The 21,070-nt window shown below is 68.5% G+C and carries 18 protein-coding genes; 7 read left to right on the plus strand and 11 right to left on the minus strand.

All coding sequences use genetic code 11. The features are described from left to right. On the plus strand, positions 1–1,618 hold a 1,618-nt coding region (locus GORHZ_RS11940), incomplete at its 5' end, for a helix-hairpin-helix domain-containing protein (protein WP_006333279.1). A gap of 6 nt (positions 1,619–1,624) precedes the next feature. Here the strand turns inward: GORHZ_RS11940 and GORHZ_RS11945 are convergent. Beyond that, complete coding sequence (locus tag GORHZ_RS11945; RefSeq protein WP_006333280.1) at positions 1,625–2,026, minus strand: SRPBCC family protein; 402 nt, start codon at positions 2,024–2,026, stop codon at positions 1,625–1,627. A 162-nt stretch (positions 2,027–2,188) separates the two neighbouring features. Here GORHZ_RS11945 and GORHZ_RS11950 point away from each other — a divergent pair, with 162 nt between their 5' ends. Together GORHZ_RS11950 and GORHZ_RS11955 are read left to right on the plus strand one after the other, a co-directional pair. Further along, positions 2,189–3,577, plus strand: a complete 1,389-nt coding sequence (locus GORHZ_RS11950) for a glycoside hydrolase family 183 protein (protein ID WP_006333281.1) — start codon at positions 2,189–2,191, stop codon at positions 3,575–3,577. Between the two features lie 24 nt (positions 3,578–3,601). Beyond that, positions 3,602–4,417: a shikimate 5-dehydrogenase gene (locus tag GORHZ_RS11955; RefSeq protein WP_040531549.1), complete on the plus strand. Its 816-nt coding sequence runs from the start codon at positions 3,602–3,604 to the stop codon at positions 4,415–4,417. A gap of 6 nt (positions 4,418–4,423) precedes the next feature. Here the strand turns inward: GORHZ_RS11955 and GORHZ_RS11960 are convergent, their stop codons facing one another. Beyond that, positions 4,424–5,548: a baeRF11 domain-containing protein gene (locus tag GORHZ_RS11960; protein WP_006333285.1), complete on the minus strand. Its 1,125-nt coding sequence runs from the start codon at positions 5,546–5,548 to the stop codon at positions 4,424–4,426. A gap of 99 nt (positions 5,549–5,647) precedes the next feature. Beyond that, a complete protein-coding gene (locus GORHZ_RS11965; RefSeq protein ID WP_006333287.1) occupies positions 5,648–6,040 on the minus strand; it encodes a PIN domain-containing protein in 393 nt (130 codons plus the stop codon). 112 nt (positions 6,041–6,152) lie between these two features. On the opposite strand from GORHZ_RS11965, the gene GORHZ_RS11970 reads away from it, so the two are divergent. Beyond that, positions 6,153–7,328, plus strand: coding sequence for an acyl-CoA dehydrogenase family protein (locus GORHZ_RS11970; protein ID WP_083877278.1), 1,176 nt, complete (start codon positions 6,153–6,155; stop codon positions 7,326–7,328). A gap of 118 nt (positions 7,329–7,446) precedes the next feature. Continuing rightward, entirely contained in the window at positions 7,447–8,772 is a 1,326-nt protein-coding gene (locus tag GORHZ_RS11975; protein WP_006333294.1) for an MFS transporter, read from the plus strand. Positions 8,773–8,866: 94 nt separating this feature from the next. On the opposite strand, the gene GORHZ_RS11980 is transcribed toward GORHZ_RS11975, so the two are convergent. Continuing rightward, entirely contained in the window at positions 8,867–10,297 is a 1,431-nt protein-coding gene (locus GORHZ_RS11980; RefSeq protein WP_006333295.1) for an FAD-binding oxidoreductase, read from the minus strand. A gap of 148 nt (positions 10,298–10,445) precedes the next feature. Next, positions 10,446–13,622 (minus strand): ATP-binding protein, encoded by a 3,177-nt coding sequence (locus GORHZ_RS11985; protein WP_040531551.1) that lies wholly within the window; start codon positions 13,620–13,622, stop codon positions 10,446–10,448. A 77-nt stretch (positions 13,623–13,699) separates the two neighbouring features. On the opposite strand from GORHZ_RS11985, the gene GORHZ_RS11990 reads away from it, so the two are divergent. Further along, positions 13,700–14,272, plus strand: a complete 573-nt coding sequence (locus tag GORHZ_RS11990) for a mismatch-specific DNA-glycosylase (protein WP_006333297.1) — start codon at positions 13,700–13,702, stop codon at positions 14,270–14,272. Between the two features lie 14 nt (positions 14,273–14,286). On the opposite strand, the gene GORHZ_RS11995 is transcribed toward GORHZ_RS11990, so the two are convergent. The 5 genes from GORHZ_RS11995 to GORHZ_RS12015 all read right to left on the minus strand — a co-directional run bounded on the left by GORHZ_RS11995 (position 14,287) and on the right by GORHZ_RS12015 (position 18,643). Further along, positions 14,287–14,583 carry a DUF503 domain-containing protein gene (locus tag GORHZ_RS11995; protein WP_006333298.1) on the minus strand — a complete coding sequence of 99 codons (297 nt, stop codon included), beginning with the start codon at positions 14,581–14,583 and terminating at the stop codon, positions 14,287–14,289. 280 nt (positions 14,584–14,863) lie between these two features. Next, a complete protein-coding gene (locus GORHZ_RS12000) occupies positions 14,864–16,096 on the minus strand; it encodes a polysaccharide pyruvyl transferase family protein (protein ID WP_040531570.1) in 1,233 nt (410 codons plus the stop codon). A gap of 60 nt (positions 16,097–16,156) precedes the next feature. Then, a complete protein-coding gene (gene ppk2, locus GORHZ_RS12005) occupies positions 16,157–16,987 on the minus strand; it encodes a polyphosphate kinase 2 (RefSeq protein WP_006333300.1) in 831 nt (276 codons plus the stop codon). Positions 16,988–17,037: 50 nt separating this feature from the next. Further along, positions 17,038–18,030 carry a malate dehydrogenase gene (locus GORHZ_RS12010; RefSeq protein WP_006333301.1) on the minus strand — a complete coding sequence of 331 codons (993 nt, stop codon included), beginning with the start codon at positions 18,028–18,030 and terminating at the stop codon, positions 17,038–17,040. A gap of 46 nt (positions 18,031–18,076) precedes the next feature. Further along, complete coding sequence (locus GORHZ_RS12015; protein WP_051998852.1) at positions 18,077–18,643, minus strand: META domain-containing protein; 567 nt, start codon at positions 18,641–18,643, stop codon at positions 18,077–18,079. 41 nt (positions 18,644–18,684) lie between these two features. On the opposite strand from GORHZ_RS12015, the gene GORHZ_RS12020 reads away from it, so the two are divergent. Further along, a complete protein-coding gene (locus GORHZ_RS12020) occupies positions 18,685–19,644 on the plus strand; it encodes a hypothetical protein (protein WP_157205150.1) in 960 nt (319 codons plus the stop codon). Here the strand turns inward: GORHZ_RS12020 and GORHZ_RS12025 are convergent. After that, entirely contained in the window at positions 19,605–20,891 is a 1,287-nt protein-coding gene (locus tag GORHZ_RS12025; RefSeq protein WP_006333304.1) for a hypothetical protein, read from the minus strand. The genes GORHZ_RS12020 and GORHZ_RS12025 overlap by 40 nt on opposite strands. Between the last annotated feature and the right edge of the window lie 179 nt (positions 20,892–21,070).

The following is a 21,070-nucleotide window of genomic DNA, read 5'->3' on the forward strand; positions in this document are numbered from 1 at the left end:
CATCGACCGATCCCATCCCGGTCCGGCCACCCCATGGCTGGCGGCGACGGCCCGCTGGGCGTGGCGCACCAAGCTGATGGTGTCGGCATCCATCGAGGCCCGCGTGCGCCTGCGGCAGCGTGCCGAGACCGACGCGGTCGCGGTGTTCGCGAAGAACCTCAAGGATCTGCTCCTGGCCGCGCCGGCCGGCACCCGGGCGACCCTCGGACTCGACCCGGGGTTCCGGACCGGAGTCAAGGTCGCGGTCGTCGACCCCACCGGCAAGGTCCTCGACACCTGCGCGATCTTCCCGCATCAGCCGCAGAAACAGTGGGATCAGGCCAAGGTGACCCTGTTGGCGCTGGTGTCCCGTCACGACGTGGAACTCGTCGCGATCGGAAACGGCACCGCATCCCGCGAAACAGATGCGCTGGCAACGGAATTGATCGCCGACATCCGGGCTGCCGGTGCCCGGCCACCCGCGAAGGCGGTAGTCAGCGAGGCCGGCGCCTCGGTCTACTCGGCCTCGCAGTATGCGTCCCAGGAACTCCCGGAGCTCGATGTGTCGCTGCGTGGCGCTGTGTCGATCGCCCGGCGTCTGCAGGATCCGTTGGCCGAACTGGTGAAGATCGAGCCGAAGTCGATCGGGGTCGGGCAGTATCAGCACGACGTCACGCCGGGCACCCTGGCGCGCAGCCTCGACGCCGTCGTCGAGGACGCGGTCAACGCCGTCGGCGTGGACCTCAACACCGCGTCTGTGCCACTGTTGTCGCGCGTGTCGGGTGTCACCCCCGGCCTGGCCGCCGCGATCGTCTCCCACCGCGACAGAGTCGGCCCCTTCCGGAGCCGTTCCGGTCTGCTCGACGTAGCGCGGTTGGGGCCGAAGACTTTTGAGCAGTGTGCGGGATTCCTGCGTATCCGTGACGGCGAGGACCCGCTGGATGCCTCGGGTGTCCACCCGGAGGCGTACCCGGTGGTGCGGCGCATCCTGGACCGGACCGGGACGACGCTCACCGAGATCATCGGCGACGAGCGAACCCTGCGGGGTCTGCGACCGGCCGACTTCGCCGACGACCGCTTCGGCGTCCCCACCGTCACCGACATCCTCGCCGAACTCGAGAAGCCGGGCCGCGACCCACGTCCCGCCTTCGAGACCGCGACCTTCGCCGCCGGCGTGGAGAAGGTCGCTGATCTCAAGCCGGGCATGGTGCTCGAAGGTGTGGTCACCAACGTGGCCGCATTCGGTGCCTTCGTCGATGTCGGTGTCCATCAGGATGGCCTCGTTCACGTGTCGGCGATGGCCGACCGCTACGTGTCCGACCCCCACGAGGTGGTGCGGTCCGGACAGGTCGTGCGGGTCAAGGTGATCGACGTGGACATCGACCGGCAGCGCATCGGACTGAGTCTGCGGCTCGATGACGACGTCAAGGGTGCTCGCGGGTCGTCGGGGCAGAAGTCGGGCGGGCAGAAGCCGGGCGCGCAGAAGTCGTCCGGTGGCGATCGCCGGCAGGCCGGCCAGCGGTCCGGACAGCGCTCGGGGCGTGGCCAAGACAATCGCCGGGAACGCTCGGGGCGCGGGCAGGCGCAGCCGAACGGATCGATGGCGCAGGCGCTGCGGGACGCGGGGTTCGGTCGCTGAACCGGGTTACGACGCCCCCGTCACCGCATCCCTCAGGGACTCCAGATCACGTTGTACCGCAGCACAATCCGCATCGAACTGCGAGTCGGTGAGATCGCGTTGCCGAACGGTGAACACCACCTCGGCACCGTCGGGATGGGCGATCACGCGTAGCGGATTACCCACCACCGTGCCGTCGGGCAGCGTCACGTCGTGGTCGAGGATGCCGAACGCGTTGCGGGGTGCGAACAGCACGGTGACCTCGCCCATCGGCGAGTCGGCGATTATCAGATCGCCGCGGCGTCTGATCCCGGCTGCGAGGCCGGTCGCCCACCGCGGCAGATTGTCCGGGTCGGCGGCGAACCGATACACCGCGTCGGGCGACGCGGCGATGACGACCGACAGGTGCCGGCTTCGGGGGATGGTCATGATGGCCGAGGGTACCGTCGACGATCCACATCAGGAGTTCTGCCGTTGCGGAACCGTGACCGCCTCGTGTGCGTCCCTGCCTTGACCGGACAGACCCCAATAGTCACTCTTGTCACATCCGTAACAGAAGTCACGGGCGGCTGCCGGTGTGAGGAGTGGTGCATGAGCCTGCGGGCCGTCGCGGTGCGTGGTGTTGTCTGTGGGCTCGTCGCGGCCGCTGCGCTCGGCGCCAACGGACTCGGCGCCGGACGCGCCGACGCATCGCCATGCGGCAACCTCGGTACGGGATCCAGCGCCCTGCCCGATCTCGGGTCGGCCGGATCCTCGGGGTCGAGCGCCCTGCCCGATCTCGGTTCGAGTGGATCGTCGGGGTCGCTGGGGTCGCTGGGCTCGTTGGGGTCGATCCCGGGTCTCGGACCGCAGGGACCGCTCCCGCCGTATGTCACCGCGAGCACGCGGGCAGTGGCGTGGGTGACCGGACCGCTCAGCATCAATCTGACATTCAACAGGTTCGGGATCACGGGCACCGATCTCGGCATCGGTTGGGACAACGGGCGCGGCCAGACGTTGATGGCCTTCGGTGACACCTTCGGCGACTGCAACAAGTTCGGGCAGCAGTGGCGTCACAATGTCCTGCTGCGGACCAACGACACCCGGTACGACGACGGTATCTTCATCCCGAACGGCGTTGCCGGAGATCAGAACTCGGGCACGGTGATCGCTGCGGGGGAACCGAACTTCGCCCAGGAGATCATCCCGTCGCTGGGTCTGGACAACGTCGAGGTCACCACCGTCCCGACCGCGGCGATCGCGCTGCCGGGCCCCTACGGTTTCCGGCAGTACATCAACTTCATGTCGGTGCGGTCGTGGGGCTCGGCCGGTCACTGGGTGACGAACTTCTCGGCGGTCGCGTACTCCGATGACAACGGGCAGACGTGGACGACCGACCAGAGCACGATCCGCATCAACGCGCCGGTGACACTCGCTGTACCGCAGGCGCTTCCGGAGGTGGAATACAACAACGGCAAGTTTCAGCAGAACGCCTACGTTCGCGGGCATTCCGGATCGGGCGACGACGGGGACTACATCTACCAATTCGGCACTCCGAACGGCCGGTACGGTGCGGCGTTCCTTGCTCGGTTCAAGCCCGAGGACATCCTCGACCTCACGCGCTACCAGTACTGGGCCGGGTCCGCGCAGGGTTGGATCGATGACATCCACGACGTGCCCGACGACGGGTCGGCCATCGTGGTGCCCGCGCCGGTCACCGAACTGTCGGTGGCGTGGAGTCCCTACCTCGGCAAATACGTCATGCTCGACGGCGACAACGGAATCCGCGTCCGGACCGCCGATCATCCGCAGGGCCCGTGGAGTGCGCCGCGCTACCTCGTCGTACCCAACACCGTCGTGCTCTACGGTCCGATGATGCTGCCCCGATCGCCGGCACTCACCGAGGACTCGAAGTACCTGTACTTCAATGCATCGCGGTGGAGTGACTACAACGTCATGGTGGTCCGCACGGACCTGAGCCGGGTACCGGGCCTGAAGTAGGGGCGAGCCAGTAGGGTTGTGCGCATGCCGATCCTGAACAAGGACATGACCCTGTGCATATCCCTCGCCGGGCGCCCGTCGAACATCGGCACGCGCTTCCATAACTTCCTCTACGACGAGCTCGGGCTGAACTTCATCTACAAGGCCTTCACCACCGACGACATCGAGGGCGCCATCCGCGGTGTACGCGCTCTCGGCATCCGCGGCTGTTCGGTGTCGATGCCGTTCAAGGAGGCGGTGATCCCGCTCGTCGACACGATCGAGGAGTCGGCGGCGGCGATCGAGTCGGTGAACACCATCGTCAACGACGACGGCCGGCTGACGGCCTCCAACACCGACTACGAGGCGGTGGCGCAGCTCATCGCGACTCACGGCCTCGACCCGGCGGGGTCGGTGGCAGTGCGCGGCTCGGGAGGTATGGCCAAGGCGGTGGTCGCGGCGTTCCGCGGGGCCGGCTTCGACGATCTCACGGTGGTCGCACGCAACGAGCAGGCCGGCGCCGCCCTGGCCGACAAGTACGGCTACGCTCACACCACCGACGACCCGGCGCCCGGGTCGTCGATCCTCGTCAACGTCACACCGCTGGGCATGCGCGGCGCCGACGAGGATGCGCTGTCCTTCGACCCCGGGCAGATCGCCGCCGCCGACGTGGTGTTCGACGTCGTCGCGTTCCCCGCCGACACGCCGCTGATCCGGGCCGCCCGCGAGGCAGGCAAGCCCGTGATCACCGGGGCCGAGGTGATCGCCCTGCAGGCGGCCCGGCAGTTCGAGCGATACACCGGTGTGTCGATCACACCCGACCAGGTCGCCCGGGCATCGGAGTTCTCCCGCGCAGAGTGAGCCAGGTCAGGTCACCGGGAACCGCAGCCCCGCCACCGCGGTGTCGTTCCAGATCAGCGCGGTGATCTCGTCGGGACGTACCGCGATCGCCTCGCCACCGTGATCGAGGACCGTGACCGCGATCCGTGACAGCAGGTCATAACCGTCGTCGGCGTAGGTGATGTCGCCGGAACCGTCGTCGATGGTGCCCTTGATGTCGTGGGTGACGTTGTAGATGAGCGTCGAGACCGCACCGGCCGACGCGGCATGGCTGATGTCGGCGAGTTCGGTCGCCACCAACCCGCGCGACATCCCGTCGGCGATGCGGTCCACCCGGGCGTTGTTGTTGCGCGCGTTGATCGCGGTCAGCTCGCGACGGATCGCGGCGTCGATCTCGTCGGCACGCAGGTCGTCGGGGCCGCCCGGCACCGGGATGATCTGACGCAGGTGATCGGCGGCCGGGTAGAGATCGAGCAGCGGATCGGTGGCGAACAGGAACAGCGGTCGTTCGGCGTTCGGGTCGACGGGCGCGAGCTCGCTCTTCACCGCCTCGGCCACCCGTTTCGAGTAGGCCTCCAGCAGCACTTTCTTGCCCTCGCCGCCGGCCAGGCGTCCGACGTGGTCGCGGTCGCGCAGCGTGGGGTGATTGCTCGCCTCGACCGCGTCGGCCCCGTACGTGCCGGACAACTCCATCGGGGCCGCGACGGTGGTCGGCGTGGCGTGCCACAGATTCCAGCCATTGGTGGACAGCGTCAGCGCGAACGCGGTCTGGGGAGTCGTCACCGGCCGGACGAGTTGTCGAACGTCGAAGAAGGTGCCCACCTGCAACTCGTTCTCGAGACGATTGGGCAGGACGAACATTTCGGTGAGGTCATCGGCGATGAAAATGGCCAGGGAATGGGATAATCGCGACCACGACTCGTCGTTGGCCACCGATTCCCACCGATCGCGGAGGGCGGTCTCGGTACCGTGCCGGATGCCCGACTCACGCAGATGCCGGATCGCCCGGTCGAAGGCGCTCTTGGCGGTGAGGTGACTGGCGTCCCGCTCATCCGGTGCGGGAGATGTCTGGGCGTAGATGCTGATCGCGTTCTCATGGGGAGTCCCGAGCGCGCGCAGGTCGTCCAGGGTTGGGAGTGCGAAGCGAGCCATCGCCGTCCTTCTTTCGTCGGCCTCTGTTCAACTCCTGTTTGCGATGCTACCGAGACGGGACGCGGTGTCGTGGTGGTTCGCGGCACTCGATTCGGGTAGTCACCGGCGCCGCGCGGCTGCGAGCGTGGACGGCCCGAGCACATCGGCGCCGAGCGCGGCGACCCGCCGTCGCAGCTCGCGATCGGCGGTGACGACCACACACCGCCGGCCGTCGTGCTCGGCCACGACCTCGACGATGCGGTCGTCACCGGAACCGGGCGCGCTCACCGTCGTCACCGTCGGTGACGAGACCACCGTGCGGGCCTGTCCCTCGACGACCATCACGACCTCGACCGGCCCGGGGATCTCGCCGAGTCCGGACGCGGCGAGCCCGGACAACCGATCGCGCAGACGCTCGGTGGCGCCGTGCCGGTCGCGCCACCAGCCGTCGGGGGTCGAGCCGACGACATTCGCGGCATCGACGACGACCAGGGGAAGCGAGGACCCGGTCATGGGGTCTCCATTCTCGAAGAAGGCAACCGTTGACAAACTCAATCGTTAATGATTATGTGTGATCTACGACATTGCGGTTCGGCCCGCGGGCTCTGACGGACAGGATTCCACGATGGCTTCGGTAACACTGGAACGACGGATCTTCGACGACGACCATATGGCGTTCCGCGAGACAGCGCGAGGATTCGCGCGCCGCCACGTGCAACCGCACCTCGCCGACTGGGCCGCCGCCAAGACGGTCGATCGGGGCCTCTACCGGACCGCGGGGGAACTCGGGCTGCTCGGTATTGCCGTCGACGATCACGCCGGGGGTGGCGGTATCGACGACTTCCGCTTCAACGCCATCCTCATCGAGGAACTCTGCGCCGTCGGCGCGCAGGCGGTGACGATGGGTCTGTCGGGATTCAACGATCTGGTCGCGCCGTACCTGGACTGGCTGTGCACCGACGACCAGAAGCGGAAATACCTCGCCCCGCTGTGCGCCGGCGAGATGGTGTCCGCGATCGCGATGACCGAGCCCGGCGCGGGCAGCGACCTGGCGTCCATCGCGACCACGGCGGTCGCCGACGGTGACCACTACGTCGTCAACGGCGCCAAGACCTTCATCTCCAACGGGATGCTGGCCGACGTCGTCGTCGCGGTGGTGAAGACCGACCCGGCGGCGGGCCGCGACGGGATCAGCCTGCTGCTCATCGAGACGGACACCCCGGGCTTCACCCGCAGCGGCCCGCTGACCAAGATCGGGCTGCCCGCGCAGGACACCGCCGAACTGCACTTCGACGACGTGCGCGTGCCCCGGGCCAACCTGCTCGGCGACGAGGGCAAGGGATTCGCCTACCTGCGACACAATCTGGCACAGGAACGGCTGTCGATCGCGGTCACCTCGATGGCGCTGATGCGCCGGACCTTCGACATCGCCCTCGAACACACCGTGACCCGTACCGCCTTCGGGCAGCGGATCGCCGACTTCCAGGCCAACCGTTTCTATCTCGCCGAACTCGCCACGCAGATCGAGGTCGCTCAGACCTTCGTCGACCGGTGCATCCTCGACGCCGCGCACCACGACCTCGACGAGGTGACCGCCGCGATGGCCAAGTGGTGGGTCACCGAACTGCATTCCACCGTGGTCAACCGCGCCGTCCAGCTCCACGGCGGATACGGATTCATGGCCGAATACGACGTCGCCCGCGACTATGTCGACTCGCGCGGCGCCACCCTCTACGGCGGAACCACCGAGATCATGAAGGAGATCATCGGTCGTCGTCTGACCCGCCCCTCCGCAACCTGATTCAGTCACTCAACGCACGCCCCACCCACCGTCGCGACGGCGCCCTCCGCCTGTCGTCGTGATGCCGCACGCCCAGCGCCGGCTTGCCACGCCGCGATCCGACTCGAAAGGGAACACCATGACCACCATCGATGAGGCTGCACTGCAGCTACCACCCGACGTCCGCGCACGCGAGGCACGTCGCGTGGTCTTCTCCAGCTACCTCGGCAGCACGCTGGAGTACTACGACTTCCTGCTCTACGGCACCGCGGCATCGCTTGTATTCGGCCCGGTGTTCTTCTCCGGGCTGTCGCCGGCCGCCGGCACCATCGCCTCTCTCGGCACCTTCGCGGCCGGGTATCTGGCCCGCCCATTCGGGGGAATCCTGTTCGGCCACTTCGGTGATCGGCTCGGCCGCAAACGCATGCTGGTCCTCGCGATGACCCTGATGGGGGTGGCGTCGGTCCTGATCGGGCTCATCCCGCCGGCATCGGCCATCGGCAGTTGGGCCGCCGTCATCCTCGTGACGCTGCGCGTGCTGCAGGGGATCGCGGTCGGCGGCGAGTGGGGCGGTGCCGCGCTCATGGCGCTCGAACACGCCGACCCCCGCCGACGGGGATTCATGGCCGCGTTCACCAACGCGGGAGCGCCCACCGGAGCCCTGCTCGGCACACTGGCCATGACCCTGTTCGCCACGCTGCCCGACGACGTGTTCTTGAGCTGGGGATGGCGCATCCCGTTCCTGCTGTCGGCGGTCATGCTCATGGTCGGTCTGTTCGTCCGCGCCCGGGTCAGCGAGAGTCCGATCTTCGCCGCTGCCGCGGCCAAGGCGGCAGCAGCGAAAGAACGAAGCAAGCTGCCGATCATCGAGGTCCTGCGCAACCCCTCGACGGTGGCGATCGCGGCCGGTGCATGCATGGCGAGCTTCGCGATCCAGACGACGTTCACCACGTTCGGCATCACCTACGCGGTACACAGCGGCGCAAGCAAGCCGGACGTGCTGCTCTCCTTCGCGGTGGGACAGTTCTTCGCCATCTTCATGATCCTCGGGTTTGCTCGATTGTCGGATCGTGTCGGCCGCCGTGTGGTGATGCTGTTCGGCATCGGTGGGATGATCGTCCTCGTCTTCCCGCTCTTCGCGCTGCTTTCCTCCGGCAACCTCGGGCTGATCACCCTGGCATTCGTCCTCTCGATGACCTGCCAGAGCGCGACGTATGGCCCGATGGCCGCCTACATCGCCGAGCAGTTCGGCACCCGGAGCCGCTACACGGGTGCGTCGCTGGGCTATCAGCTCGCCACACTGCTCGGTGGAGGGTTCACCCCGGTCATCCTCGCGTCGCTGTTCGCCGGCGCGAACGAGTCTCTGGTGCCGGTCGGGTTGTTCGTCATCGCGCTGGCCGTGGTCAGCGGGACGATCCTGCTGGTCACCCGCGAAACCAAAGACCTCGTCCTCGAAGAGATGTGACACCGCAGGCCTGTCCTGTTCGTCCCCCGGACCCGCGTTCGTCCCCCGACTGCAGTCGGGGGACGAACACGTTTGTGGGGGAGGAACTTTCGGACTAGGTCAGGGTGACGCCGTGGCAGAAGCGGTTGTCGGGATCGAGTGACGCCTTGATCTGGGCCACGCGGGCGCGGTTGGTGTCGCTGAACGAACTCGCCGAGCGGGCGACGCGTTCCTCACCTTCCAGGAAGTTCAGGTAGGCGGCACCGGTGACGTACGGCTCCAACGCCTTTCGGGTCAGGCGCAGCGCCGACTCGACCGCGAGCCCGACATGCGGATCGGGGACCACGGACACCATCTCGAGCAGGAAGGTACCGGAACGACCACGGTCGTTCACCGCCTCGGCGGCCCCGCGGGCGATGGCCCCGCCTGAATGGCGCAGCTCGGCGAGCAGGATGATCGGCGTGGAGCCGAGCCGCGGCAGGACGCGCGAGACGAGGATGTCGATCGCCTCGTCGGGCAGGTCGTCACACCATTCGGTGGTCATCATCGACGGCATGGGATCGGTCGGGTCCATGCTGATCGAGTCGGCTGCGGCGAAGGGCATCTCGCCCCACATGTCCATCGCCGGGGTCTTCCAGTCCCGCCATTCGTCGATGACCGCCTTGCCGACCTCCAGATCACCCGACCAGCATCCGCGCACGAGGACGAAACTCTTGCCGCGCAACGGCTCCGGGACCATCTCCAGCGGTGGGAAGTTCATCAGGGTGACGGCGGAGGTCAGATCCTCGCCCTGCTCCGGAGCCCACCGGGCGAAGCGGCGCATGACCTCCGCGGCGTCCTCGGCCGGGTAGAAGAGGTTGCCACCGTACACGGTGGAGACCGGGAACAGGTCGAGGACGACGTCGGTGACGACACCGATACTGCCTGCGCCGCCCCCCTTGAGCGCCCAGAAGATGTCCGGGTGGCTGGTCGCGCTGGCGGTGATGGGTTCACCCGCGGGCGTCACCACGCCGAACGAGCGTACCGAGTCAGACGCCAGGCCGTACTTGCGGCCGAGCCATCCGAACCCGCCGCCGAGGGTGTAGCCGACGACGCCGACGTCGGTGGTCGACCCCAGCAACGGGGCCAGACCGTGCTGCTGTGCCTGCTCGAGGACCGGACCCCATTTCGCGCCGGCGCTGACGGTGGCGGTGCGTTCGATCGGATCGACGCGGACGTCGGTCATCGCCGACGTGTTGACCAGCAGTGCGCCGTCGGCCGCGGTTCCCGGACCGTGGCCGGTCGCCAGGATCGCGACCCGCAGCCCCTCCTCGGCGGCGAACCGGACGGCCTCGACGACATCGAATCGGTTGACCGCGCAGACGATCACGGCGGGTCGATGGTCGGCGAGCACGTTGAATCCACGCCGCGACACGTCGTATCCGGGGTCGCCGGGTCCGTAGACGTCGCCGACGATTCGGTCGGCGAGTGCGGCGAGCACCGCGGTGCGGGTGCGGACCGCGATGTCGTCGTCGAGGTCGGTGCGGGGAGCGGACTGGATGGTCATGGGGTGTTCCTCACGTCGGGGCCGGTGGTCGGCCTGGTCGGGTTCCGGGCGAACCGGATGTGAAGAACTCTCGTCGGCGGTGCTTGATGATCTCTTGGAGCCGGCTTGGAGGCCCTATCCAAGTACGTATTCCCTGGTCAGCGCGATGTCAGCGGAAAGGCATCAAGCCATGGTCGGCCGCGAAGGAGTCGATACGGGCAACCAGAGTGGTGGCCTCCTGCATCACGGCGACACGGCGCGCCTCGCGGAGGGTGTCCGCGATGATCGAGGCGGGATGGTCGGTCGCGTACTGGTACTCGGCGCACACCAGCAGCCGGTGAGCGTCCGGATATCGCTGACCCGTCTGCTCGGCGAACGACTGCGCCTGCTCCAACAGGACGGGCACTCGGTCGTATTGTCCGGCCGCGACGAGGGCCTCGGCATACAGCGCGAACCAGAGACCCAGCCCGGTGCGCTGGGGTCGGTCGACGCCGTGCAGACGTTCCATGTGCTCGAGGGCCTCGTCGGGGGCGTCGCTCAGGGCCCGTGACCACCAGTAGATGCGTTCGCCGCTCTGACGAAGGTACTCCAGTGCCCGGTGGCTCGGTGTCGCCAGCAGGCGCTCGCCCAGGTCACGGGCCCAGTCGGTGTCGCCGGCGAGCGCCGCGGCGTGGACCCCGAAGATGGCGGCGCCGAGATAGGAGACCGGATCGTCGGGACCGGCCTCGATGTGCTCGCAGAGATGGCGTCCCTCGTGCGGGCCGACGTGCATCGTGGTCGCCACCGCGCGGAACCCGCGTGCGATCAGCGCCTGATCGGACTGTAGGCCGCTGATCGCCGCATCGATGGGCGCGTAGTCGACGAGGAGCCGATAGGCCTCGCCCATGCGGCCCCGATCGAAGAGGTCGATCGCGGCGGCTTGCATGCCGAGGTGGACGACCGTCGGATTGCCAGAACCCTTCGCACGCGAATACATCTCGGTCGCGTGGCGATGGGAGGTGCGGATGTCGGCGATCTGGGAGTGGGCGGCGAACCGGGCATAGTCGAGGTTGGCGAGCAGCGTGGCGTCGTCAGAGGCCTCACCGAGTTCGCGTGCGCGTGCGAGTAGATCGGGATCGGCCGCAAAGTATCCCTTCCACGCTACGTCGCTGAACAGGTGCGTGGTGATCGCCGCGAGTTCCAGGGACCGCTCGCCGGCGCTGCGTGCGAGGGACGCGGCATCGGAGAGGTGACGTTCGCCCGCATCGAAGTTGTAGGTGCGCAAGGCGATCCGACCCGACGTGAGCAGGGCGCGCGCGGTCCTCGCCCGGTCCGCGAGCGGGCCCGCCGCCCACAGATGCCCGGCCAGCACGGATGCATGCGTCGAACTGCCGTCGTCGAGTCGGTCGGCGATCGCGAGGTGGATTCGACACGCACGCCTGGCCGGAATGCCCTCGGCGATGGTCTCGCGGATCAGATCGTGGTTGAACGTGAACACGAACGGATCATCCGGTTCGATGTCGACCAGCCCTGCGGCGAAGGCGCTGTCGAGCGCATCGAGGGTGTCGTCGACATTCTCACCTGCCACTGCGGCCAGTAGTGAGATGTCCACGCGGCGTCCGATCAGCGCGGACACATCCAACAGGTTCGTGGTCCGCTCGGACAAGGGACGGATTCGTTCTCGGACGACGTCGCGCACCCCGGCGGGGACGGCCTGTTCGCCGATGGATCCGCGGTCGGCGAGGAGCCGGGCGAGCTCACGGACGAAGAACGCGTTACCGCCGGTGCGCCGCGAGATCGAGGCGATGGTTCCGGCCGCAGGCCATTCGTGGGTCTCGCGGCGGACCATCTCGGAAATGTCGTCGTCGGAGAGCGGGCCGACCTCGATCCGGCGGTGCTCCGGCAGCCGGGCGAGGGTGCCGAGCGCGTTGGTGACCGCCGGCCGCTGGCTCGATGACCGCAGCGAGACGAAGAAGGTGACCCCGGGTGTGCGACGGGCCGCCATGTGGCACAGGAGTTCCAGGGAGCCGCCGTCAGCCCACTGCAGATCGTCGAGCGCGATGATCAGCAGATGAGATCGCGCGATGAGCTCGAGGAGGTCGGCGGCCTGGTCGTAGAGACGGAAACGCGCTGTGGCGTCGGGCATCTCACGCGGCGGCGGAATGACGGTGACACCCTCGGTGACCATCCTGCCGAGGTCGCTGTCGAGCAGTCGGGGACGGTGCTCGGGATCGAGTTCGGGCAGGACCGACCCGAGCACCTGCACCCACGGCCACATCGACGGTGCGCCGTCTTCCTCGATGCAGCGGCCCCACAGAACCTTCAGGTCGGCGGCCCCCGCGGCCCGGCGGGTGGCCTCCTCCAGCAGCGCGGTCTTACCGGCGCCGGGTTCACCTTCGACGATGACGAACCCGCCGGGACCCTGGAGGGATGTGAGGACCGCACGATGCAGGACGGCGAGCTCGTCGGTGCGCCCGATGAGGGTCGACGGGCTGGCCGTGGCGGTGTCGGTCCCGTCTGCCTCGGCGTCCGGTGCCACCGAGGCGTCGTCATGCCGCCCCGCCGGGGTGGGCCGGAGCGGCGCAGTGGCCGCGGGTGCGTCGAGGGCCGGCGCGTGCTCGAGGATCTCGCGTTCCAGGGTCCGCAGCCGCGGTCCAGGGTCGACACCGATCTCGTCCGCGAGGATTCTGCGGGCATCGGCGATTGCCGCGAGCGCCTCGGACTGTCGGCCGAGCCGGTACCGTGCCGTGGCGAGTAGACACCACAGTCCCTCGTCGAGCGGGGAACAGCGAACCGCCTGTTCGAGTTCGGGAACCAGTCCACGGTGTTCCCCCAGCGCGAGTCGCACCTCGAAGGAGAGTTCCTGGGCCTCCGCGATCGTGCGCTCGAGATGTGCGGCCGCCTCGTCCCGGAAGACCAGTCCCTCGAACTCGGGAAGCAGGGGTCGGTAGCGGTTCAATGCGTCCTGCAAGAGGTGCGCGGCTGCCGCCGGGTCCCCGATGCGAGATCGTTCGTGCGCGTCGGTGAGCCGGGCCACGAGGTTGCGGACGTCGACCTCGGTGTCGTCGGCGACCAGCGCATACCCGGACCCCTTCGTCACGAGCACCGTCGAGGGTGCACGCGGTTTCCGATCGGGCTCGAGCGCCTTGCGGAGACCCGAGATGTAGGCCTGCACGGAGACCTCGGCGCGATCGGGTGCCGCGTCGCCCCAGATGCCGTCGATGAGCCGGTCGAGGCTGACCGGGTCGCCCCTGGCCAGGATCAGCTGAGCCAGCACGGCACGCTGTTTGCGCGTGCCGAGTTCGACGGTCTCGGAACCGATCTGCGCCCCGAGGCCGCCCATCACAGTGTATGCGGGCCGACCCATCAGCGAGAGTGTAGACCCGCCCCCGCGTTCCCACATGATCTCCGAAGGTCTCCTCGGGCGAGGATTACCCTGGTCGGATGGGATTCACCCGTGAACAGCTCCAGGCCTTTGTCGGCACGGAGGTTCCCGATCTCATCGGCGACGACTGCCGGCTGCTCTTCGTGGGGATCAATCCAGGGCTCTGGACCGCGGCCGTGGGCGCCCATTTCGCGCGGCCGGGTAACCGGTTCTATCCGGCGCTGTACCGGTCGGGGATCGTCGACCGGCCCATCGATGCGTCCGCGGGAATGTCGGACGAGGATCGTGCTCTGCTGTGCCGCCGGGGCGTCGGCATCACGAATATCGTCGCCCGTGCGACGGCGACGGCCGCCGAACTGTCCACCGAGGAGCTGCGGGCCGGCGCCGGGCGGCTGCGCGCCAGGGTTCGGCGGGTCTCTCCGCGTGTCGTCGCGATCGCCGGGATCACCGCCTACCGTTCGGGTTTCCACCGTCCGCACGCGGTGACCGGACCGCAGGACGAGGACTGGGACGGAGCCGCGGTGTGGGTGGTGCCCAATCCGAGCGGTCTCAATGCGCATGAGACCGTCGATTCACTCGCGGTGGCCTACGCGGCCGCGGCGCGGGCGGCGGGTGTGCTCGGGCCGGAGTGATCCGCCGACCCGATTCACACGTCGGTGGAGGCGATGGTGCGTCGGCGGGCCGACAACAACTCGACCTCGGGCCGTCCGGCCGCGAAGCGCTCCACCTCATCGAGGACGTCGACGACGTGGGCGCGGTCGGCGGCGACGACACCGACGCCGATCATCGCCCGACGGTGGGCGTCTTGATGGCCGACCTCGGCCACGGAGACGGCGAAGCGTTTACGGATCTCGGCGACGATCGGGCGGATGACCGACCGCTTGTGTTTGAGGGAATGCACATCACCGAGGAGATAGTCGAACTCTATGAAACCGATCCACATCGTCGAAACAGTGTAGCCCCAGCTCTCCGTCGACCGTGCACACCTGCCCGTCGACCGTGCGCACCCGCCCGCCGTCGACCGTGCACGTCCGGACATCGATCGTGCACAGCCCTCAGGCGAGTGCGCACGGTGGACGGAACTCTGCGCACGGTGGACGTGCACGGTCGACGGAATTCTGCGCACGGTGGACGGGTGGGCGTGCACGGTGGACGGAATTCTGCGCACGGTGGACGGGCGGGGGTGCACGGTCGACGTCCTGGTGCGCACGATCGACGCGGGCTCAGAACCAGCGTCGCGGATAGATCTGTTGTGCCAGTTCCCTCTTCGTGGCAACGGCGCGGTCTCGCTCCGATGCCGAGAAGCCGCCGGCGTGCGGTCGCGCCGGGATCGTGTCGGGGTCGTCGACGACGGTCCAGCGTGACCCGATCGCGGTCAGCGACCGGTGCTTGGTGGCGTAGTAGTCCGGCCGGGGGATCACGGCCACCCCGGAATCGCCGGCCGCGGCCGCGACGAGATGCGGGTGGAAACGTGTACTGATCCACGTGTCGCCACGGCCGACGGGCAGGCCGTTGTGCCACACGTCGAGGAACGGAACGGTCCGCGCCCCCGCCAGGCGATCACCGAGGCGGGACGGGATCTCGCGGTCCGCGCCGGGAATCCCCTCGATCACGGTGATCGCCTCCCCGGGGACCTGCCACTCGTCGAGGGTCGCCCTCACGAAGCGGGTGAGGGCGTCGAGCCCGGTCGTGCCGAATGCGGTGAAGTCGTCGGTGAGATCGGATTGCAGGCACAGTGTGACCCGGTCCCGGCCCGGCGGCGAGTCGACCGTGGGCGCCGCGGCGAGGGCGTCGTCGACCCCGAGCCACGCGTCGTCGCCGGTCTGCCTCATCCCCGCCACCCCCGCCAACGCCTTCGACGACGCGTCGTCGCGCACGTCGAACACGGTGAACTCGGTGACGGCATCGGTCAGCGCCGAGCCATAGGACCCCGTCAGCACCGGGATGAGGCCCTGTCCGGTCGCGTACGCCGGTACACCGGTGGTCCGGGCCAGCTGCGCCGCGGCGGCCACCAGCGAAACGTGGTGAGGCCACACCTGGTTCACGTAGCCGCCGCCGAGCAGGTGCACCGACGACGCGCGACGGAAGACGTCGACCCCCTCGGCCAGCCGCGGGGCCTTGCCGAAGGTCGTCGCGGCCTGCGCCACCCAGATCCACGGTGTCGAGGGGTCGGGACCATCGGTGCGGTCGGCATTGGCGGCATAGCCGGCCATCTGCCACAGCGTGTCGGTGAAGACCACATTCGGGTGTTCGGCGTGCAGCATGAGTGCGGCCTGACCCGGGCTGTGGCAGTCCAGCACGACCATCGCTCGCGGCCGGGCCCGCGCGAGGTGGCGCAGCCAGGCCCGGGCGATCAGTTCGTCGCCGTAGTTCGGGTGCCCCGACGGCGCAATGAGATAGATGATCTCCGTATCGCGAAGCCGTTGAAGAAGGCGGTCGACACCCGGGATCTGCACGCGAGGGATGATACCGACGGCGCCCGTGGGCACGACCGGCGGGCACGCCGCGACCGCCGGTCAGTGATGGCCGAGCAGGTAGGTGACGTGATCGGGCACGTACTTCGACAGCGAGCGTGGTGGCCGACGGTAGTTGCCGGTGTCGACGGGATGTTTCGGGAGTTCGACGTGGGGGAGAGGAACGTCCTCGTAGTCGATCGTCGACAGCAGATGCGAGATCATGTTCAGCCGGGCGTGCTTCTTGATGTCGGATTCGACGACATACCAGGGACTGACCGCGGTGTCGGTGTGCACCATCATCTCGTCCTTGGCGCGCGAGTAATCCTCCCAGCGGTAGATCGCCTCGAGGTCCATCGGGCTCAGCTTCCACTGACGCACCGGGTCGTTGCGGCGCGAGCGGAACCGCTTGAGCTGCTCCTCGTCGGAGACCGAGAACCAGTACTTGCGCAGGATGATCCCGTCGTCGATGAGCATCTGTTCGAAGATCGGGGTCTGTCGGAGGAACCGGGTGTGCTCCTCGGGTGAGCAGAAACCCATGACCTTCTCGACGCCGGCCCGGTTGTACCAGGACCGGTCGAACAGCACGATTTCGCCCGGCGAAGGCAGATGGGCGACATAGCGCTGGTAGTACCACTGGCCGGTTTCGCGGTCGCTCGGGGCGGGCAGTGCCGCGACCCGGGCGATGCGCGGACTGAGGTATTCGGTGATGCGCTTGATGGTGCCGCCCTTGCCGGCGGCGTCGCGGCCCTCGAAGATGACCACCAGGCGGCCCCTGCTCGTGCGCACCCACTCCTGGAGCTTGACCAACTCGGTCTGCAGGCGAAAGAGCTCCGCCTCGTAGACGCTGGTGGGGATCTTCGTCGGCTTCGCGCTCTTCTTCGACTTCGCCATGGGCCGAGCTTAATCGGGCGAGGCCCGAACGACGATGCGTCCCGATGTATTCAGGCCGGCAGCAGATCGCCGACGGCGGCGCGCTCGTCGGCGAGTTCGGCCACCGAGGCGTCGATTCGTGCCCGGGAGAAGTCGTTGATCTCCAGGCCTTCGACGATTTCCCAGTGCCCGTTCACGGCACGGACCGGGAATGAGCACACCAGTCCCTCGGGGACCCCGTAGGCGCCGGGTGAGGGCAGGGCCGCCGAAACCCAGTCGCCCTCGGGCGTACCGAGAAACCAGTCGTGGACGTGGTCGATTGCCGCGCTGGCCGCCGATGCCGCCGACGACGCGCCCCGGGTCTCGATGATCGACGTGCCGCGTTTGGCGACTGTCGGGATGAAGTCGTCGATGAGCCAGGCGCGGTCCTCGGCGAGTTCGGCGCCGGTGCGCTCGCCGACCCGGGCATGGAAGATGTCCGGGTATTGCGTCGCGGAGTGGTTGCCCCACACCGACACCCGGCTGATCTCCCGCGCCGGCACGCCTGCGTGGTGCGACAGCTGCGCGATCGCCCGGTTGTGATCGAGACGAGTCAGCGCGGTGAAGCGTTCGGCCGGGATCTCGGGTGCATGCGCGGAAGCGATGGCCGCGTTGGTGTTCGCCGGATTCCCGACGACGACGACCCGGATGTCGTCGGCCGCAACATCGTTGAGAACGGCGCCCTGTTCGGCGAAGATGGCGGCGTTGGCCTGCAGGAGATCGGCGCGTTCCATCCCCTTGGTGCGGGGCTGGGCACCGATCAGCAGCGCGAAATCGGTGCCGTCGAACGCCTGGCGCGGATCGTCGAAGATGTCGACGGACAACAACTGTTCAAATGCGCCGTCGTCGAGTTCCATCGCTGTGCCGACCGCGGCGGAGACGGCCTGCGGCAGTTCGAGCAGCCGTAGCCGGACGGGTTGGTCATGGCCGAGCATCGCGCCGGCGGCGATACGGAACAGTGCGGCATATCCGATGCTGCCCGCGGCGCCGGTGACGGTCACCACGGCAGGAGTGATCGAAGACAATGGGGGCCTTTCGCGAGAGGAGCGGGATTCGGTCAGCGAAGCAGCATCATTGCTGTACGAGGATCACGGTGTGGAGCGGGCTCGCCAGCGTGAGGACCGGACCCACCGACCACCAGCGCAGCGGCACCGACGTGAAGGAGACCAGCCAGGCGTCCGCGCCGTCGCGCGGGGGCGGACATGCCATCAGCGTCGACGCCATCCGACCTGTGACCAGTTCACCGGTTATCACGGACCCGGTCATACTCGCCGTGCCGACGTGCAGGTTGCACCCGGTGCTCATCGCGATCCGGTGCCCGGTTCCGAAGCTGACCCGCATCGGACCGCCACCGGGGATGGCGGTACCGACGACCGACACAGACGAGTACGTCTTGCCGACGAATGCCGCGAACGGATCACTCGCGGCCGGCGACGCCGAGGTCCCCGCTGTGACCGGCTGCGCCGTCGCCTGACCGACCCCGAGGCCGGCGACGACGAGCGTGATCAGCCCGCCGAGGATCGCCACGACCATTCTCATGCCGGGTCTGACCGATCGCTGTCGCGCCCGTGAGGGCGTGGGATGATCGATCCGGTTCCCGGCGACCTCGTTGCTGGTGATCGCTGCGCGTGGATGCATGAACCCAAGTTAACCGAACCGAGAGAAACCGGCGCTCAACGATGACGCAAGCGGGGATGCCGATGGTGGCGGTCACCTGCCGGACCGAGTACCTCCGCGCGCGCCACTTCGGCAGCGCCCGGTCCGCGTGGCTGTGCATGATCACGGCACTGGTGGCGCTGGTCGCGCTGAACGCCGCGGGTGTCGACGGGGCCGTGACCGCGACGGTGGTGGCGGTGGCCCTCGCGGGGGCGCTGGCGGCGGTCGGTCGGCTCGCACGACGAGGCGCCGTCCTGGTCACCGTGGACGCCGACACCGTCTACCTGGGTGATGAACAGCACGGCGTCACCGGACATCGGCTCGCGGATCTGCGCTCGGTCGACCTCGGCCCGGTCGCCGAGTTGACCGGTGCCGGGACAGCCGGGCCGCGTGACCTGACGATTTCGGGACTGCGCACCCTCACCCTCGGCTTCGCCGGTCCCGGGGAGGAACCGGAGATGTGGCGGGTCGGCGTGGTGCACGGGGACCCGGCGGCCGCCGAGGTCATCGGGCGACTGACGACTGTGGTACCCCGGCGCCCGACCCCGCCGCGTCCGACCCCTGCGCGTCCGACCCCGCTGCCTCGGACCCCGACGGGCACGACCACGCCGCGCACGACGACTCCCCGCATTCTCGATGCCGGCAGCGACGAAGCCGCCGAACGCCTGTGGGAGGAGGCGACCGTCCGTCACGACACGATCCTGTTCGAATACGGCGCCTACGAACTGCAGCCGGATCTGATGCTGCGCTACCCGGCGGTCACCGACATCACCAGGACCCCGGTCCAGGACTTCCACCGGGCCCTCGACGAGGCGACGGCCCTGCGCACCGACAGCTGCCCCGACGACCGGGCCCGCGCGGATGCTTATCAGCAGGCGGTGATCGCCCTGCGTCGGGCCTGGATCGCGTGCGAGCCGCAACTCGCGACGGCCCAGGGCGAGGGTCAGTGGCCCGCCTCGACGAACTCGCCGTCAACGGAATAGGCTCCCGCCGATGCCGACTCCCCGGCGAGTTCGACCTGGATGACCGGTCGCCCGTCGGTCTGGAAGATCGAGGTCATCTGGATGTCGACCGCCTCCCGGTCGAAGGCATCGACCCCACCCCGGGCCATCGCCTCCTCGCGCACCGCCTCGAACACCTCCGGCGACACGTCGTCGAACGAGAACGAGCCCTGCGACGTCCCGGGGTATTCGGCGACTTCCGGGAACTCACCGGGGACGACGGTGACCGTGCCCGATCGTCCCGGCTCGGTGTACTCGATGAGGACACCGCCGCTGCTCTGGATGCGACCCGCATACATCGTCGGGGTGTTCGGCGCGGTACCGCGGATCTCGAAGCGGCGCAGGTTGTCGCGGTCGGCGGCCAGGTTCGCCTCCGCGAGCGCCGCCCGGGCCAACCGGAACGAGGTGTCGAAGTCGCCGGGGTCGAAGAAGTCGGCCACCGTGCCGTCGGGCCGTCCCGCGATGTGGATGTCGGGGATGCCGCTGTCGCCGAACCCGCCGACCAGAGCCACCGGATGTCCGCGGACCGGGCGGTTGATGGCGAAGTCGGTCAGGTCGAGGTCCTCGCCGGCCGGGCCGAGCCGTGACTGCATCGTGGTCGCCATCGCGGTGACGTCGGTGCCGGCGATCTCGTCGGCCCGGAACGTGTCCGGACGACGTTTGACCGTCGGCGTCCGCCGTGGGTCCTGCCAGCCGCGGCCGCCGTATTTCCACAGCGAGAGGGCCTGTCCGCTCGTCGGGTCGTAGACCTCGGCGCGGGAGGTGCCGTCGTCGTCGAGGGAGATCGTGAGGATGTTGTCGGACGCCGTCGGACCGATCCCGACGATGTGGGTCAGGACGTCGCGGGTGCGCGACGCCAGGTCGGTGGGCGTCATCGGGCCGTCCCCGATGCCGATGGACTCGGCCACCGACGGCAGCAGGCTCTGCGCGTGACCACGGCTCATCGACGTGATCCAGCGGGCCCGGTAGGCGGTGTCGTCGGGAGGGTGGATCGTCGCGGTGAGCATCGTCGGTTGCAGATCCCCGGCGGACAGACTGCTGCGGGTGAGGGCCTCGACGTCGATCGGGATCGCCTGCGCGCTGCCCCCGCGGCGGAAGACCGGCAATTCGGAGGTCCGGGTTGCGCGCGGCACGGCAGACATGCCGAGGATGATCACGGGGACGCCGACGACGAGCGCGAACCACCACGCGTTGAAAGCACCCAGCCCGATCCCGGTGGCGATCAGCATCCCCCCGAGCGCCGCCCGCACGACACGTGCGGCGGTCCGACAAAGAATAGGGTCTGCGCCGACCCACCGAAAGCCGGTGGCACCGCGGTCCGCAGATCCTTCGCGACGTGCGGTCCGACGCGTACCGTGGACGGCGATCACGCGGGCAGCCGCGGTCGGCTCGGACCTTGTCCGGCCCC

Source organism: Gordonia rhizosphera NBRC 16068 (assembly GCF_000298195.1).
Classification (GTDB): Bacteria; Actinomycetota; Actinomycetes; order Mycobacteriales; family Mycobacteriaceae; genus Gordonia; species Gordonia rhizosphera.